At 60.9% G+C, this 14,233-nt stretch carries 25 protein-coding genes; all 25 read right to left on the bottom strand.

Annotated elements, in window-relative coordinates; all coding sequences use genetic code 11:
* Positions 1–12 precede the first annotated feature (12 nt).
* On the bottom strand, positions 13–1,539 hold the full coding sequence (locus tag IH971_05095) for a site-specific DNA-methyltransferase (protein MCH7497210.1): 1,527 nt from the start codon (positions 1,537–1,539) through the stop codon (positions 13–15).
* Between the two features lie 369 nt (positions 1,540–1,908).
* Positions 1,909–2,763: a type I methionyl aminopeptidase gene (gene map, locus IH971_05100; protein MCH7497211.1), complete on the bottom strand. Its 855-nt coding sequence runs from the start codon at positions 2,761–2,763 to the stop codon at positions 1,909–1,911.
* A gap of 15 nt (positions 2,764–2,778) precedes the next feature.
* Entirely contained in the window at positions 2,779–4,104 is a 1,326-nt protein-coding gene (gene secY / locus IH971_05105; GenBank protein MCH7497212.1) for a preprotein translocase subunit SecY, read from the bottom strand.
* Complete coding sequence (gene rplO, locus IH971_05110; protein ID MCH7497213.1) at positions 4,101–4,565, bottom strand: 50S ribosomal protein L15; 465 nt, start codon at positions 4,563–4,565, stop codon at positions 4,101–4,103. The genes secY and rplO overlap by 4 nt, the downstream gene beginning before the upstream one ends.
* Positions 4,562–4,756, bottom strand: a complete 195-nt coding sequence (rpmD, locus tag IH971_05115) for a 50S ribosomal protein L30 (GenBank protein MCH7497214.1) — start codon at positions 4,754–4,756, stop codon at positions 4,562–4,564. The genes rplO and rpmD overlap by 4 nt, the downstream gene beginning before the upstream one ends.
* Positions 4,756–5,256 carry a 30S ribosomal protein S5 gene (rpsE, locus tag IH971_05120; GenBank protein MCH7497215.1) on the bottom strand — a complete coding sequence of 167 codons (501 nt, stop codon included), beginning with the start codon at positions 5,254–5,256 and terminating at the stop codon, positions 4,756–4,758. Before rpsE ends, rpmD begins: the two co-directional genes overlap by 1 nt.
* A 12-nt stretch (positions 5,257–5,268) precedes the next feature.
* On the bottom strand, positions 5,269–5,643 hold the full coding sequence (locus IH971_05125; protein ID MCH7497216.1) for a 50S ribosomal protein L18: 375 nt from the start codon (positions 5,641–5,643) through the stop codon (positions 5,269–5,271).
* Positions 5,643–6,197: a 50S ribosomal protein L6 gene (gene rplF / locus IH971_05130; protein ID MCH7497217.1), complete on the bottom strand. Its 555-nt coding sequence runs from the start codon at positions 6,195–6,197 to the stop codon at positions 5,643–5,645. The genes IH971_05125 and rplF overlap by 1 nt, the downstream gene beginning before the upstream one ends.
* A gap of 6 nt (positions 6,198–6,203) precedes the next feature.
* Positions 6,204–6,602: a 30S ribosomal protein S8 gene (rpsH, locus tag IH971_05135; protein ID MCH7497218.1), complete on the bottom strand. Its 399-nt coding sequence runs from the start codon at positions 6,600–6,602 to the stop codon at positions 6,204–6,206.
* 9 nt (positions 6,603–6,611) lie between these two features.
* Positions 6,612–6,797 (bottom strand): type Z 30S ribosomal protein S14, encoded by a 186-nt coding sequence (locus IH971_05140; protein MCH7497219.1) that lies wholly within the window; start codon positions 6,795–6,797, stop codon positions 6,612–6,614.
* The gene (gene rplE, locus IH971_05145; protein MCH7497220.1) at positions 6,797–7,369 is read right to left on the bottom strand and encodes a 50S ribosomal protein L5; all 573 of its coding nucleotides are present in this window, start codon (positions 7,367–7,369) and stop codon (positions 6,797–6,799) included. Before rplE ends, IH971_05140 begins: the two co-directional genes overlap by 1 nt.
* Positions 7,370–7,418: 49 nt before the next feature.
* Positions 7,419–7,727 (bottom strand): 50S ribosomal protein L24, encoded by a 309-nt coding sequence (rplX, locus tag IH971_05150; protein ID MCH7497221.1) that lies wholly within the window; start codon positions 7,725–7,727, stop codon positions 7,419–7,421.
* A gap of 2 nt (positions 7,728–7,729) precedes the next feature.
* Positions 7,730–8,098: a 50S ribosomal protein L14 gene (gene rplN / locus IH971_05155; GenBank protein ID MCH7497222.1), complete on the bottom strand. Its 369-nt coding sequence runs from the start codon at positions 8,096–8,098 to the stop codon at positions 7,730–7,732.
* Positions 8,095–8,373 carry a 30S ribosomal protein S17 gene (rpsQ, locus tag IH971_05160; GenBank protein ID MCH7497223.1) on the bottom strand — a complete coding sequence of 93 codons (279 nt, stop codon included), beginning with the start codon at positions 8,371–8,373 and terminating at the stop codon, positions 8,095–8,097. The genes rplN and rpsQ overlap by 4 nt, the downstream gene beginning before the upstream one ends.
* Before the next feature lie 2 nt (positions 8,374–8,375).
* The gene (gene rpmC, locus IH971_05165; protein MCH7497224.1) at positions 8,376–8,585 is read right to left on the bottom strand and encodes a 50S ribosomal protein L29; all 210 of its coding nucleotides are present in this window, start codon (positions 8,583–8,585) and stop codon (positions 8,376–8,378) included.
* Positions 8,585–9,004: a 50S ribosomal protein L16 gene (gene rplP / locus IH971_05170; GenBank protein ID MCH7497225.1), complete on the bottom strand. Its 420-nt coding sequence runs from the start codon at positions 9,002–9,004 to the stop codon at positions 8,585–8,587. The genes rpmC and rplP overlap by 1 nt, the downstream gene beginning before the upstream one ends.
* 3 nt (positions 9,005–9,007) lie before the next feature.
* Positions 9,008–9,652 carry a 30S ribosomal protein S3 gene (gene rpsC, locus IH971_05175; protein ID MCH7497226.1) on the bottom strand — a complete coding sequence of 215 codons (645 nt, stop codon included), beginning with the start codon at positions 9,650–9,652 and terminating at the stop codon, positions 9,008–9,010.
* A 17-nt stretch (positions 9,653–9,669) separates the two neighbouring features.
* Positions 9,670–10,020, bottom strand: a complete 351-nt coding sequence (gene rplV, locus IH971_05180) for a 50S ribosomal protein L22 (protein MCH7497227.1) — start codon at positions 10,018–10,020, stop codon at positions 9,670–9,672.
* A gap of 2 nt (positions 10,021–10,022) precedes the next feature.
* Positions 10,023–10,295, bottom strand: a complete 273-nt coding sequence (gene rpsS, locus IH971_05185) for a 30S ribosomal protein S19 (protein MCH7497228.1) — start codon at positions 10,293–10,295, stop codon at positions 10,023–10,025.
* A gap of 4 nt (positions 10,296–10,299) precedes the next feature.
* Positions 10,300–11,127 carry a 50S ribosomal protein L2 gene (gene rplB / locus IH971_05190; protein MCH7497229.1) on the bottom strand — a complete coding sequence of 276 codons (828 nt, stop codon included), beginning with the start codon at positions 11,125–11,127 and terminating at the stop codon, positions 10,300–10,302.
* Positions 11,128–11,129: 2 nt separating this feature from the next.
* Entirely contained in the window at positions 11,130–11,450 is a 321-nt protein-coding gene (gene rplW / locus IH971_05195) for a 50S ribosomal protein L23 (protein MCH7497230.1), read from the bottom strand.
* Position 11,451: 1 nt separating this feature from the next.
* Positions 11,452–12,081 carry a 50S ribosomal protein L4 gene (rplD, locus tag IH971_05200; GenBank protein MCH7497231.1) on the bottom strand — a complete coding sequence of 210 codons (630 nt, stop codon included), beginning with the start codon at positions 12,079–12,081 and terminating at the stop codon, positions 11,452–11,454.
* Positions 12,078–12,695 (bottom strand): 50S ribosomal protein L3, encoded by a 618-nt coding sequence (gene rplC / locus IH971_05205; GenBank protein ID MCH7497232.1) that lies wholly within the window; start codon positions 12,693–12,695, stop codon positions 12,078–12,080. Before rplC ends, rplD begins: the two co-directional genes overlap by 4 nt.
* A 2-nt stretch (positions 12,696–12,697) precedes the next feature.
* Positions 12,698–13,006, bottom strand: a complete 309-nt coding sequence (rpsJ, locus tag IH971_05210) for a 30S ribosomal protein S10 (protein ID MCH7497233.1) — start codon at positions 13,004–13,006, stop codon at positions 12,698–12,700.
* A 23-nt stretch (positions 13,007–13,029) separates the two neighbouring features.
* The gene (tuf, locus tag IH971_05215) at positions 13,030–14,220 is read right to left on the bottom strand and encodes an elongation factor Tu (GenBank protein ID MCH7497234.1); all 1,191 of its coding nucleotides are present in this window, start codon (positions 14,218–14,220) and stop codon (positions 13,030–13,032) included.
* Between the last annotated feature and the right edge of the window lie 13 nt (positions 14,221–14,233).

Raw genomic sequence — 14,233 nt, forward strand, 5'->3', positions numbered from 1 at the left:
CTTCAGCTCACGCTAGAAGGCGTACTTGATCCCGAACTGAAAGATCCGCGGATCGCCGGCCTGGGAACTAATCCGCCCGAACCGGCTCGACGTCAACTGGTCCTGAGGATTGCCCCAGTTGAACGTGTCTTCATACAGCCATTGTTCGGCGACGAAGGCTGTTGTCCCCGATCCGCAAGTCGGGTCGAAAACGAGGTCGCCCGGGTCAGTCGTCATAAGCAAACATCGAGAAATCACCTTTGTATTAGTCTGTACGACGTATCGTTTTGGATCGGTGAAGCTCCCGGTCAACGTGTCACCCCATAGATTCTCGATAGCAATGGCGGGGAAATCTCTCAAGTAGCGGACATACCTGATTGATTTCCCGCTGACCACAATCCGACGAGCAGACTTCAGCCGATCTAGACCCTCTATCGTTGTCAGCCAATGGCGGTGGGATCCCGGATGGTAGGTGCGTCCTTCGAATTCATAGGCAGATGTGGATGACCCAGTTGCGCCAATGTTCTCCAGCCCGGTCGTCGTATAGACTCTGCTCCCGTCGGCGAGCCCTTCCACGTTCCGGATTTCCTCCGATGTCAGCCGACGGCGCGTGCCCGCGGCTTCCTCAACGAATGTGTAGACGGAGGCGCCTGCCTCTCCTGGCCGCTTTAGTTGATAAAGCCGGCGAAACTTCACTCTTGTACGATCCTTGGCGTACCAGAGCAGAAAATCTGCGACAGCTCCAGCAATGTTGCTCGGCGCGCTTATTGCCGTGCGAAACGGTATCAACGCGCAGCGGTTCCCATGTCCAAACACCTCGTCGAGTAGTTCTCGCACATGGTGCAGATTCTCATCGCTGATCTGCACGAAGCACGACCCGCTCTCGTGCAGGAGTTCCCGCGCCAGCAGCAGGCGATCGCGCAGGTAGGTCAGGTACGAGTGGATGCCGAGTTCCCAGGTGTCGCGGAAGGCGCGGATCATCTCCGGTTCCTGCGTCAGGTCGTCGTCCTTGCCGTCCTTGACGTCCCGTTTGTTGACGAAGGGCTGGAAGTTGCTGCCGTAGCGGATGCCGTAGGGCGGGTCGATGTAGACCATCTGCACCTTGCCGGCCATGCCTTCCTTTTCCAGCAGGGAGTTCATGACCAGCAGCGAGTCGCCGGCGATCAGGCGGTTGGTCCAGCCCTTGGCGTGTTTGTAGAACTCGATGGCCTCGCGCAGCGGCGGGTTCTGCTCCGGCTGCTCGAACAGAAGCATCTGGTGGTTGCCGCCGTCGCCGTTGCGTCGACGTGTGGCCTCGATGATCGTGCGCGGGTCGATCCGCTCATGGACATGGAGCGAGACGGTCGGCACCTCAAAGCTGGTATGCTCGGCCTTGCCCGCCCAGACGAGTTGCGGGTCGAGGTGCGGGTCGTACTGGTACATTGCCTTCTTCCCCTTGTCGGGGTCGGTCTCCGGCGTCACCAGCCCGACGGGCGGATTGTTGGCCCGCTTCTTGTCCTTGTGGTCGTAGGACTCGATGGGCTTCTTCTTGGTTGTCTTTTTCGTCGTGCGTTTGGCCACAGCCTGGACACTCCCATCTCAACCGCGCCTGCTTGCGAGGTGCTACACACTGATCCATTTCCGGCTGCCGCATCGCCCGGCAGTGGACATGATGCAGTACGAACGGCTCGTCGACAAGCAAAACGAGGCAGGATGACCCAGAGTTTCAAATCCACGGCCCGGCCACATCCGTGTCGAATACCTTTACCCTTGAGGCACAATAACGGACAGTTAGGAATTCTGCTTTCCGGCAACAGGAGGGATTATACCGCCATGAGATATCGAGAATCAAGGGAGAAAGGGAACCGAACTGAAGGTCCTCCCCTCGCTTTCGCATGCGGCTGCGGATGCGCTGGTGGATGGATTGGACCCGCTCGCGTTCCGAGGCACTCATAGGGCGAGGGCCTCCAGGTAGGGACTGATCACCGTGCGGATGCGACAGACCTCGGCGGCCCGCCAGATCTGGTCGACGGTGGCGATGCGGTCCCGGACCGCGTCGCGCAGGGCCTCCATGGCCACGTCCAGGCCGACCTTGTTTCGATAACGGAAACAGTCCACCACCGTTCGGGCCGGCGAGGTGATCGAGACGGGCACTCCGAGCATGGGCCGGCGGATTACGCCGTAGCTGAGCATGGCGCCGGAGAAGCGAACGATGCGAACGCGGGCCGGCAGGCCCACGGGCTTGCGGGCTTTGCGGTCCAGGGCGATCCAGATCTCGTGCGGGAGCTGGGTGCCGATGCCGTGCCCCACCAGTTCGCGGACTACAGCGTAACCGGCGCTCTCGGCGTGTTCCTGTACCGCCTGCCCGATATCGCCCACGTTGGCTCCGGGGCGGGCGGCCGCGATGCCCAGAGTAAGGCATTCTTCCGTGCGGCTCAAAAGGTCCTGGCGCGCCTCATCGATCTGGCCGACGGCGAAGGTGCGGGCATGGTCGCCGTAGTAGCCATCCAGTCTGGCGCCCACATCAAGGCCGACAATCTGGCCCTCTTCGAGGGGCTGGCCGTTGGGAATACCGTGGACAACCTCATTCTCAATGGACACGCATAGGGTGGCCGGGAAGCCGTAGAGCCCCTTGAATCCGGGCTCGGCCTTACGGCTGCGGATAAACTTCTCCGCCTCCGTATCGAGCTCCCGGGGGGTGACGCCCGGCTCCACCATGTCACCCAGCATCACCAGGGCGTCGGCGACAATCCGGCAGCTCTTGCGGATCTTCTCAATCTCTTCGGGGTTGCGGATATGTATCATCTGGCCACACCCATGCTAAAACCTGCGCCGCCCTCTGATCCTGCCGGTCTTCAGAAAGCCGTCGTAATGGCGCATGAGCAGGTGGCTCTCAACCTGTTGCAGTGTGTCCAGCCCTACGCCGACAATAATGAGCAGGCTGGTGCCACCAAAGAAACTGGCCAGGTCGTAGTTGACCCCGGTGGCCTTCATCAGCACATAGGGGAAAATCGCAATGAGCGCCAGGAAGATCGAGCCCGGCAGGGTGACCCGGGTGAGGATATTATCAATGTACTCGGCGGTCTTTTTGCCCGGCCTGACGCCGGGAATAAACCCGCCCTGTTTTTTCATATTGTCCGCCACATCAACCGGGTTAAAGGCAATGGCCGTATAAAAATAGGTGAACAGGATAATCAGGAGACCAAAAACCAGCCAGTAAAAGGGGGAATCAATGGACAGCAAGTTCACCATGCCCTGCACAAGATCGCTGTTGCGAAAGAGGGTGCTCATGGTGCTGGGCACAAACATGATGGCCTGGGCGAAGATAATGGGCATGACGCCGGCCGTATTGATGCGTAGCGGGATATGGGTGGCCTGCCCGCCATAGACCTTGCGCCCCACCACACGCTTGGCATATTGGACCGGTATCCGCCGGGTGCCCTGGGTAAGGCCCACGACCAGGCCGACGATCAACACCATGATGCCGATGAGGATGACATCCAGCAGGATGCTGCGCAGCTGCTGATTGATGAGGGTAATCTCATTAAACAGGACGGTGGGAAAGCGTGAGATGATGCCCACCATGATAATGAGTGAAATGCCGTTTCCGATGCCGTGCTCCGTGATCTGCTCCCCCAGCCACATGACAAAAACCGTGCCCGTCACCAGGGTCAGGATGGTGAGCAGCTTGAACCCGATGCCCTCGTTCAGCACCACGGGGCCCATCTGAGTATCCAAACTTTCGAGGAAAATGGCCACGCCGATGGCCTGGATGGCGGCGATACCCACGGTGCCGTAACGGGTGAGCTGGGTGATCTTCCTGCGACCCTCTTCACCCTCCTTCTGGAGGCGCTGGAAGTAGGGCACCACGGCACCCATGAGCTGAATGATGATGGAGGCGGATATGTAGGGCATGATGCCCAGGGCAAACACCGTGGCCTGGGCGAACGCGCCACCGCTGAACATGTCGTAGAGGCCCAGCAGGGTATTGGCAAACTGCTGCATGGCAGCCTTCAGGGCCACGCTGTCGATGCCCGGGACCGGCACATGGGCGCCGACTCGGTAGATGAACAGCAGGGTCAACGAGAACAGGATGCGCCGGCGGAGCTCGGGGATCTTGAAGGTGTTCTTAAATTTTTCAATCATGAGGCTGCGGCCTTCACCGGCAGTAATACCACTTTCCCGCCCGACTGTTCCACTTTCTCCTTTGCCGAAGCGCTGAACCCGTGGGCCGCCACCTCCACGACGCCGGAGAGTTCACCGTTACCCAGCACCTTGACCGGTACATGCGCGTGCTTGATGACCCCCCGCTCCTGAAGCACGGTGGGGTTCACCTTGGCCAGCTTGAGTCCGGCAATGGTGACCAGATTGACAATTTGGTGCCGTTCCTGGAAGCGGGCATTGGAGAATCCGCGCTTAGGGAGTCGGCGCTGGAGGGGCATCTGGCCGCCCTCGTACCAGGCGGGGTGTTTTGAGCCGGACCGCGAGTGCCAGCCCTTGTGGCCGCGGCCAGCGGTTTTGCCCAGACCGGAGCCCGGGCCCCTGCCACGCCGCTTGCGCGTGCGCGTTGCGCCCCTAGCCGGCTTCAAATCGATCAGCGGACTCACGCGGGCTCCACCTTGACCAGGTGCCGGAGCTTGTTGACCATGCCCCGGACCGCAGGGTTGTCGGGCTTGATCACCGTCTGGTGCATCCGGCGTATGCCCAGAGCCCGCAGGGTGGCCTTGGTGCGCCGGGGATAGCCGATGCCGCTTTTGATCTGCGTGATGCTGATGCTGGCCTGTTTTTTAGCGGCCATCAGGCGAACAGCTCCTTGACGGTGATGCCCCGCCGGCGGGCCAGTTCAAAGGGGTCCTTGACCGCCTTGAGAGCCCGCTCGGTGGCGCGCACCACATTGAGGGTGTTGGTGGAGCCGGTGCACTTGGTGAGCACATCGGTGTAGCCGGCCTGCTCCAGGACGGCGCGTACGGGTGCGCTGGCAATGAGGCCGGTGCCCGGGGCTGCCGGCTTGAGCAGCACCACACTGGCGCCGAACTTGGCCGTGTAGGCGTGTGGCAGGGTGCCGTTGATGACGGGCACCCTAAAGAGGCTATTTTTGGCCACCTCCCGGGCCTTGGCAATGGCAGAGGCCACTTCCCGGGCCTTGCCAAAGCCGATGCCGACGTGACCCTTTCCATCGCCCACCGTCACAATGGCGTTAAAGCCGAAGCGCCGCCCACCGGTGACCACTTTGGCCACCCGGTTGATGCGGATCAGGGTCTCTTCCTTCAGATCCAGTTCAGCGGGATTCAATGCCATGAAGCAGCCTTCCTAGAATTCCAATCCACTTTCGCGGGCCCCCTCAGCGACAGCCTTGATCCTGCCATGGTACAGATAGGGACCACGGTCAAAAACAACCTGGCTGATCTTTTTTTTCTTCGCCCGCTGGCCCAGTGCCAGACCAATCTTGTGGGCCATCTCAACCTTGCTCTTGGCCTCCTTAAGCTCATCGGCAAGGGCCTTCTCGATGGTGCTAGCCGATACCAGCGTGTGGCCTGCCAAATCGTCAACCAGCTGCGCTGTAATGTGCTTGTTCGAGCGGGTCACCACGATCCTGGGTTTGCCGGAAAAGCGATCGATTTTGCCTTTCACCCGTAGCCGCCGGCGCCGGCGCTGATCCCGTAGCTTGCGCTGGGAGGCGAGCATCAGGCCTGTACCTTGGCAGCCACCGTCTTGCCCGCCTTGCGCTGCACGTACTCACCCAAATAGCGAATGCCCTTACCCTTGTAGGGCTCAGGTTTGCGCAGCGATCTAATTTTTGCGGCGACCTGCCCCACCAGCTGCTTATCGATGCCCTTGATCACCACCGCCGTTTTCTTGCCTGCAACCTCCAGTTGGATGCCGGCCGGCGCCTGGAAATAGATGGGATGGGAGAAGCCTAAGTGGAGCAAAATGTTGGGGCCTTTCTGGTCCACGGTATAGCCGATGCCAACCAGCTCCAGCTGCTTGGAGAAGCCCTCGTGGACGCCGTGGACCATGTTGGCCAGTAGTGCCCGGGTCAATCCGTGGAGCGCGCGATGATGCTTCTGATCCGACGCCCGGGTAACCACCAGCCGGCCGTTGTCCTGCGCCACGGCAACACCCTGCTCGTAAGTGTAGCTCAACTGGCCTTTGGGACCGTTTACGGTTACCTCCCTGCCAGCAAGCTCCACTTTTACGCCGTCAGGCAGCGGTATGGGTTGTTTGCCTATACGTGACATGGACCGTTACCACACATGACAGAGAATTTCGCCGCCCACGTTTTTCCGCCTGGCGACCTTGTCGGAAATAACACCCTTGGAAGTGGTGAGGATGGCGATGCCCAGACCAGCGCGCACGCGCGGCAGGTGTCTTGCATCCACGTAGACCCGGCAGCCCGGCCGACTGATCCGGGAAATCCCTTCAATCACCGGAGTGCCACTATGGTCGTAGCTGAGAAACACGCGCAGCATGCCCTGTTTGCCATCGGTCACAAGAATGAAATCCCGAATGAAGTGGTTCTCCCTCAAGATGATGCAGATACGCTTCTTCAGGTTGGACGCCGGCACGTCGGCCCAGCGCTTGCCCGCCATATGGGCGTTGCGTATGCGGGTGAGAAGATCAGCAATGGGATCGGACATGGACATAGGCGCCCTTTACCAACTAGCCTTGGTGATGCCGGGAATAACACCCTGCAAGGCCATTTCACGGAAACAGATGCGGCACAGGCCGAACTTGCGCAAGTAGCTGCGCCGGCGGCCGCAATTGCCGCAGCGGTGGTAGGCCCGAGTGGAAAACTTGGGCTTTTTCTTGGACTTGACGACGAGCCCTTTGCGTGCCATCAGGCCTCCACGGCTTCTGACTCCGTCACCGGCCGGGCACGGAACGGAAAGCCCAGACGGCTCAGCAGCTGGTAGGCTTCGTCATCGGTGGCGGCGGAGGTGACCAGGGTAATATCCAGGCCCCGGATGCGGTCAATCTTGTCATAGTCGATCTCAGGGAAGATGATCTGCTCCAGCACGCCGAAACTGTAATTGCCCCGTCCGTCAAAGGAGCGGTAGGAGAGGCCCCGAAAGTCCCGAATGCGGGGCACGGCGAGGGATAGCAGCCGGTCCAGGAAGTCGTACATGCGGTTCCCGCGTAGCGTCACCCTGGTCCCCACAGGGTCGCCGGTTCTAATCTTGAAGTTGGAAATCGGCTTCTTGGCGAAAGTGATCACCGCCCGTTGCCCACTGATGGTGGTCAAATCCTGCCGGGCGCTCTTCAACATATTCTTGTCTTCTTTGGCATCGCCCAACCCCATGTTGAGGACGATTTTCTCAAGTCTCGGGACCTGCAAGACGTTGCGGTAGCCAACGCTCTTGACCAGTTCGGGCGAAACTTCCTCAAAGAAGCGCCGCTTCAATCGCGGCACGTAGCCGTTCTGATTGCTTTTGGGTTTTGCTTTGGCCATCCCCGCCATCCTAATCGTTGATGGTTTCACCCAGTTTCTTGGCGAAGCGGACCTTCTTGCCATCCTCCAGCCGGGTGTAACCCACCCGCGTGGGGGTATTGTTCACCACCAGCATTAGATTGGAGACGTGAATGGAGGCCTCACGCTCGATGATGCCCCCCTGCGGATTTTTCTGCGACGGACGCGTATGGCGTTTGGCGAGGTTGATGCCCTCTACGATGGCCCGATTTCGCTTGACCAGCATCCGCAGCACCTTGCCGCTTTTGCCGCGGTAGTTGCCCGAGATAACCTTGACCATGTCGCCGCTCTTGATCTTCATGCTCAGATCACCTCCGGGGCGAGGGAAATAATTTTCATATAGCGCTTATCGCGCAGCTCCCGGGCCACAGGGCCGAAAACGCGGGTGCCCAGCGGCTCCATAGCCTGGCTCAGCAGGACGGCTGCATTCTCGTCGAACCGGATGTAGGAGCCATCGGCGCGGCGCACCTCCTTTTTGGTGCGTACCACGACGGCCTTGGAGATCTCACCTTTCTTGATCATGCCACCAGGAATGGCCGATTTCACCGTTACCACGATGACGTCCCCCAGGCTGGCATAGCGCCGCTTAGAGCCCCCCAACACGCGGATACAGAGCACCTCTTTAGCGCCGGTATTGTCAGCTACGCTGAGCCGGGATTCCTGCTGGATCATGCCTCGACCCCCGGTTCAGAGGCCGGCCGGGAAACGGAGACGATGCGCCAGCGTTTGAGCCTGCTCATGGGACGCGTGGCTTCCAGGATCACCTCGTCCCCCACATGGCAGATTCCGCCCCCATCGTGGGCATAATATTTTTTTGACCGGGTGACGTATTTTTTGTACACCGGATGGGCAAACCGGCGCGTTACCCGGACCACGGCAGTCTTGTCCATTTTGGTGCTGACCACCGAGCCGGTGAGTCTTCTGCGGGGGAGTTTAGCCGTTGACATGGTTACTCCGCGACCGGTTTCCTGCGCCCCAGATCGTACTCGCGGAGCAGCGTGTTGATGCGCGCGATATCCCGCCTGGTCCGGCGTATTGCAAGGGGGTCTTCCAACTGCTGCAGGGCCTTCTTGAAGCGCAGATTGGTCAGGTCGATGTGTTTTTCCTGCAACTGTGCGCGCAGGTCGTCAGGAGACAGGGCCAGCATATCTTCGTGCATCATGCCTGCGCTTCCCGGCGGCTCACCATTTTGGTTTTGATGGGCAACTTGTGGGAGCACAGCCGGAAGGCTTCGGCGGCCAGTTCCTCGTCGACGCCCTCGACTTCAAAAAGAATGCGGCCCGGTTTCACGACACAGACCCAATACTCGGGCGCGCCCTTGCCCTTACCCATGCGGGTCTCGGCCGGCTTCTGGGTAATGGCCTTATCGGGGAAAATACGAATCCACAGGCGGCCGAACTTGCGGATCTGCCGGATGATCGCCACCCGACCCGCCTCAATCTGCCGACTCGTGATCCAGCCATTTTCCAAAGCCTTCAGCCCGTAAGTGCCGAAGGCAACTGCGTTGCCCCGGGCGGCCATGCCACGACGGTTGCCGCGATGGGGTTTGCGATACTTTACTTTTTTTGGCGCCAGCATGGGCTAATTTTTTCCGGCGCCCTTGGCGGCCACCTCTCCGTTGCATATCCAGACCTTCACCCCGATGACGCCGTAGGTGGTTTTGGCCTCCACCATGGCGTAGTCAATGTCGGCCCGCAGGGTGTGGAGGGGGACGCGTCCTTCCCGGAAAGTCTCGGTGCGGCTCATTTCGGAGCCGCCGAGCCGGCCGGAGAGGCAGATGCGGATGCCTTCGGCACCCATGCGAATGGTGGACTGGATCGACTTTTTTGCCGCCCGGCGAAAGGAGATTTTCTTGAGCAGCTGCTGGGCAATGCTCTCCCCCACCAGTCGGGCGTCCAGCTCGGGGCGCTTCACTTCGCTTACGTTGAGCTGCACTTCCTGGTCCACCAGTTTGTGAATCTCACTCCTGAGCCGCTCGACTTCCTCCCCGCCCCGGCCGATAACGATCCCGGGCCGGCTGGTATGCACGGTGACGGTGACCTTTTTGGCCGTACGGCTGATCTCTACCCTGGAGACACCAGCGTTGCTCAGCCGATGGTGGATGTAGCGGCGCAGAATGATGTCCTGGGCCAGTTTCTCGGCAAAATGGTGCTCGTCGAACCAGGTGGAGAGCCACGGCTTGTTGATGCCCAGGCGGAATCCGATGGGATTGGTTTTCTGGCCCATGTGCTAGCTTGCCGCGCTCATGCTGAATTTTTTTCGGCCACAATCACCGTGAGGTGGCTGGTTCGCTTGATGATCCGGTTGGCGCGGCCCATGGCGCGCGCACGCCAGCGCTTTAACGACGGCCCTTGATCCACCACAGCGGTCTTAATGTAAAGGTTGTCCACGTCCACCTCCTTGGCTTCGGCAGCATTCATGACGTTGGCGATGGCAGCATGCAGGGCCTTTTCAATGAACTCCGATGCCTTGGTGGGCAAAAAGTGCAGCACGCTGAGGGCATCATTCACGTCGCGGCCCCGCACCAGCTGCAGGGATCGATTGACCTTGCTGGCCGACTGCTTCAGAAACCGCGCTCTGGCCACGCCTTCCATCGCTACTTCACCTTACGCTTGTCCGCATGCCCGCGGAAGATGCGGGTGGGGGAAAACTCGCCCAGCTTGTGGCCCACCATGTTCTCCGAGACGAACACCGGGATGAACTTGTTGCCATTGTGGACGGCGAAGGTGTGGCCCACAAAGTCGGGTGTGATGGTGGAGCGCCGGGACCAGGTCTTGATGACCTTCTTCTTGCCCGACTTATTCATCAGTTCAACCTTGTGCACCAGTTTCGCTTCCACATAGGGGCCTTTTTTCACCGAGCGGGGCATACGGCTAGCTCCTGCGCTTCACGATGTAGCGGTCCGACGGATTCTTCTTCCTCCGGGTCCGGTAGCCCTTGGCCGGGATGCCGGTAGGTGAAACGGGATGCCGTCCACCGGAGGATTTGCCCTCGCCACCACCCATGGGGTGGTCCACAGGGTTCATGGCGACGCCACGTACCTTGGGACGGCGTCCCAGCCACCGGGAGCGGCCCGCCTTGCCTAGATTGATGGTCTCGTGGCTCTTGTTACCCACTTCGCCCACGGTGGCGGCGCAGGCAGCAGGCACCAATCTGAGCTCGCCGGACGGGAGTTTGAGCGTCACCAGGTTGCCTTCCTTGGCCATGATGCGGGCGGCGGTGCCTGCACTCCGAGCCAGCTGGCCGCCCTTGCCGGGCTTCAGCTCCACGTTGTGGACCATAATGCCGGCCGGGATTTCTGCCAGGGGCATGGCGTTGCCGGGCCGCAGGGGGACCTTCGAATGGGAGGCGATAATCTTGTCCTCTACCTTGATGCCGCCGGGGGCCAGGATGTAGCGCCGCTCACCGTCGGCATACAGCACCAGGGCGATGCGGCAGCTGCGGTTGGGATCGTACTCAATCGTACGAACGGTGCCCTCGATGTCCAGCTTGTTGCGCTTGAAATCGATGATGCGGTAACGCCGCTTGTGACCGCCACCGTGGTGCCGGGCCGTAATGCGGCCGTTATTGTTGCGCCCGCCTGTTCTGCGTAGCGGCTGGGTGAGTGACTTTTCAGGCACATCGGTGGTGAGCTCTTCGAACGTGGAGACCGACATGAAACGACGGCCAGGGGTGGTAGGCTTGAGGTTCCTTACGGGCACGGTTAACCGGCTCCCTCAGCGCCAAAGAAATCGATTTTCTGACCTTCGGCGATGGTGACGATGGCCCGCTTCCAGTGGGCGCGGCGCCCCCGGGTGCGGAGAGCGTGCCCCCCGCTCCTGATGGTCAGGCCCTTGGCCTTGCCCTTCCGGTTTTGGGTGGCAACCTTTTGCACCCGGACGTCAAACTGCTTCTCAACCGCGAGCTTGATCTCGTGTTTGTTGGCCTGTGGATGCACCTCGAAGGCGTATTGGCGCTGGGCCTCCAGGCGGCTCATTTTCTCGGTGACCAGCGGACGAAGGATAATATGGTTTTTTATGGACACGTCACTTCCCGAGGGCGGAATTCAGGCTTTTGACGCCGGCCTGATCGATGACCAGGTAGTCAGCGGACCAGACGTCGTAGGTGGAGACCTCGCCGGCTACCTTGGTCCTCACGCCGGGTATATTTCTGGTGGCCAGCCATAATTCGCGGGTGGGTTCGCCCGCCAGCACGAGAACGCGCTTCCCGGTGAGGCCCAGGGCGCCCAACGCCGCCACCACCGGCTGGGTCTTGGGACTGTCCAGGGCCAGCTTATCCACGACAATAATACGATCGTTGGCCTGCATGGCTGACAGCATCGACTTGCGGGCCAGGCTGCGGACCTTGCGGTTGACCTTCATGGAATAGTCGCGGGGCTTGGGGCCGAAGGCGGCACCGCCTCCCCGCCGAATGGGTGAGCGGTTGTCGCCGACCCGGGCGCGGCCGGTACCCTTCTGGCGCCAGAGCTTGATGCCGCTGCCCTGCACCTCGCCGCGGTTCTTGGTGGAAGCGCTGCCTTGCCGATAGTTGGCCAGTTCGGCCTTGACGGTGAGAAAAACGGCATCCCTGTGCGGTTCGATGCCAAAGACCTGTTTGTGCAGCTCAACCTGCTTGCCGGTGTCCTCGCCGGTGAGTGTGCGAATGTTGAGCTTCATGCTGGCTTCGAAATCGTAATGGTGCCGTTGCGGGGGCCCGGCACAGGCCCGCGCACAAAAATCTGGTTAGCCTCCGGCAGCACTTTCACCACCTCCACGTTGGGGGCGGTGCTGCGGCTGTTGCCACTGCGACCGGCCATTTTCAGTCCCGGCCAGACCCTTGACGGATCGCTGCTGGCACCGATGGATCCGCCCGCTCGCAGCTGGTCTTTCTTGCCGTGGGAGGCGCGGCCGCCGTGGAATCCATAGCGTTTCATGCGGCCGGTGAAGCCCTTGCCCTTGGAGGTGCCCACCACTTTTACGCGGTCGCCCTCACCGAAGATATCCACCGTAAGCTGGTCGCCCAGTTGGAAATCCTCCTCGGTACGGAATTCTTGCACGACCCGTGCGGAGCTGATGCCGGCCTTGCTAAAGTGGCCGCGGAGGGCCTTGGTCGTGTTGTGCTCTTTGCGCTCGCCGTAGGCCAGCTGCACCGCCTGGTAGCCGTCATTTTCCAAGGTTTTCACCTGACAGACCGTACAGGGGCCGGCCTGCAATATCGTGACCGGCACATCGCGACCGGCCGCATCGAATATGCGGGTCATACCCAGTTTGACGCCGATGAGGGCTGGCATGCTCAGGCCCGAATCTCGATATCCACGCCCGCCGGCAGGTCCAGCTTCATGAGGGCGTCCACGGTTTTGGAGGTGGAGTTGTGAATGTCAATGATCCGCTTGTGGATTTTGGTCTGAAACTGCTCCCGTGATTTTTTGTCGACATGCGGCGAGCGATTCACCGTGATGATCGTGCGCTGGGTAGGCAGGGGGATGGGGCCGGAGACGAGCGCACCCGTATTCTTGGCCGTGCGGACGATTTTCTCCGTGGACTTGTCCAGCAAGACGTGATCATAGGCCTTCATGCTGATGCGTATTTTCTGTCCCGACATGGCTGAATCCGCCCCCCAGCGGCCTAGCTGATCACCTTCGTCACGACGCCGGCGCCCACGGTGTGGCCCCCTTCGCGGATGGCGAAGCGCAGTTCCTTGTCCATGGCGATGGGGGTGTGCAGCTCCACATCCATGTTGATGTTGTCGCCGGGCATCACCATCTCCACCCCCTGGGGCAGGCGCACCGTACCGGTCACATCGGTGGTGCGGAAGTAAAACTGGGGCCGGTAGCCGTCGAAAAAGGGTGTGTGGCGGCCACCCTCTTCCTTCTTGAGCACGTACACCTCGGCCTTGAACTGGGTGTGGGGCGTGATGGAGCCGGGCTTGGCCACCACCATCCCGCGGCGCAAAAACTCCTTGTCGATGCCCCGCAGCAGCAGACCCACATTGTCCCCCGCCTCGCCCTCATCGAGCAACTTGCGGAACATCTCCACCCCGGTGACCACCGTCTTCTCGTGGGCACCCAGGCCCAAAATCTCCACCTCTTCGCCCACCTTGATCAGCCCCTGCTCGATGCGGCCGGTACCCACCGTGCCGCGACCGGTAATGGAGAACACGTCCTCCACCGGCATCAGGAAGGGGCGGTCGATGGCGCGCTTGGGCACCGGGATGTACTCGTCAATGGCGTTGAGCAACTGCACCACCGGTTCGGCGTCGGGACCGGTGCCGTCGCTGTTGAGGGCCTTCAGCGCCGAGCCGCGGATAATGGGGACCTCGTCGCCGGGATACTCGTACTGGTTCAGCAAGTCGCGCAGTTCCACCTCCACCAACTCCAGCAACTCCTCGTCATCCACCTGGTCCACCTTGTTGAGAAACACCACCATGTAGGGCACGTTCACCTGGTGGGCCAGCAGCACGTGCTCGCGGGTCTGGGGCATGGGGCCGTCGGCGGCGCTCACCACCAGGATGGCGCCGTCCATCTGGGCCGCGCCGGTGATCATGTTCTTGATATAGTCCGCGTGGCCGGGGCAGTCCACATGGGCGTAGTGGCGGCTCTCCGTCTCGTACTCCACGTGGGCCGTCTGAATGGTGATCCCCCGGGCGCGCTCCTCCGGCGCGTTGTCGATCTCGTCAAAGGTCATGGCCGTGGCCAGGCCCCGCTGGCTCAGCACGTGGGTGATGGCGGCGGTGAGCATGGTCTTGCCGTGATCCACGTGGCCGATGGTACCAACGTTCACATGCGGCTTCGTGCGGACATATTTCTCCTTCGACATCTGGCGCTGCCTA

This window comes from Candidatus Neomarinimicrobiota bacterium (genome assembly GCA_022560655.1).
Classification (GTDB): Bacteria; Fidelibacterota; Marinisomatia; order SCGC-AAA003-L08; family TS1B11; genus JADFSS01.

Bases quoted from the DNA above. Each gene is read 5' to 3' on its own strand.
- map (MCH7497211.1), bottom strand. From the start codon at position 2,763: ATGATACATATCCGCAACCCCGAAGAGATTGAGAAGATCCGCAAGAGC.
- secY (MCH7497212.1), bottom strand. From the start codon at position 4,104: ATGATTGAAAAATTTAAGAACACCTTCAAGATCCCCGAGCTCCGCCGG.
- rpmD (MCH7497214.1), bottom strand. From the start codon at position 4,756: ATGGCCGCTAAAAAACAGGCCAGCATCAGCATCACGCAGATCAAAAGC.
- rpsE (MCH7497215.1), bottom strand. From the start codon at position 5,256: ATGGCATTGAATCCCGCTGAACTGGATCTGAAGGAAGAGACCCTGATC.
- IH971_05125 (MCH7497216.1), bottom strand. From the start codon at position 5,643: ATGCTCGCCTCCCAGCGCAAGCTACGGGATCAGCGCCGGCGCCGGCGG.
- rplF (MCH7497217.1), bottom strand. From the start codon at position 6,197: ATGTCACGTATAGGCAAACAACCCATACCGCTGCCTGACGGCGTAAAA.
- rpsH (MCH7497218.1), bottom strand. From the start codon at position 6,602: ATGTCCATGTCCGATCCCATTGCTGATCTTCTCACCCGCATACGCAAC.
- IH971_05140 (MCH7497219.1), bottom strand. From the start codon at position 6,797: ATGGCACGCAAAGGGCTCGTCGTCAAGTCCAAGAAAAAGCCCAAGTTT.
- rplX (MCH7497221.1), bottom strand. From the start codon at position 7,727: ATGAAGATCAAGAGCGGCGACATGGTCAAGGTTATCTCGGGCAACTAC.
- rplN (MCH7497222.1), bottom strand. From the start codon at position 8,098: ATGATCCAGCAGGAATCCCGGCTCAGCGTAGCTGACAATACCGGCGCT.
- rpsQ (MCH7497223.1), bottom strand. From the start codon at position 8,373: ATGTCAACGGCTAAACTCCCCCGCAGAAGACTCACCGGCTCGGTGGTC.
- rpmC (MCH7497224.1), bottom strand. From the start codon at position 8,585: ATGCACGAAGATATGCTGGCCCTGTCTCCTGACGACCTGCGCGCACAG.
- rplP (MCH7497225.1), bottom strand. From the start codon at position 9,004: ATGCTGGCGCCAAAAAAAGTAAAGTATCGCAAACCCCATCGCGGCAAC.
- rpsC (MCH7497226.1), bottom strand. From the start codon at position 9,652: ATGGGCCAGAAAACCAATCCCATCGGATTCCGCCTGGGCATCAACAAG.
- rplV (MCH7497227.1), bottom strand. From the start codon at position 10,020: ATGGAAGGCGTGGCCAGAGCGCGGTTTCTGAAGCAGTCGGCCAGCAAG.
- rpsS (MCH7497228.1), bottom strand. From the start codon at position 10,295: ATGCCCCGCTCGGTGAAAAAAGGCCCCTATGTGGAAGCGAAACTGGTG.
- rplD (MCH7497231.1), bottom strand. From the start codon at position 12,081: ATGAAGCTCAACATTCGCACACTCACCGGCGAGGACACCGGCAAGCAG.
- rplC (MCH7497232.1), bottom strand. From the start codon at position 12,695: ATGCCAGCCCTCATCGGCGTCAAACTGGGTATGACCCGCATATTCGAT.
- rpsJ (MCH7497233.1), bottom strand. From the start codon at position 13,006: ATGTCGGGACAGAAAATACGCATCAGCATGAAGGCCTATGATCACGTC.
- tuf (MCH7497234.1), bottom strand. From the start codon at position 14,220: ATGTCGAAGGAGAAATATGTCCGCACGAAGCCGCATGTGAACGTTGGT.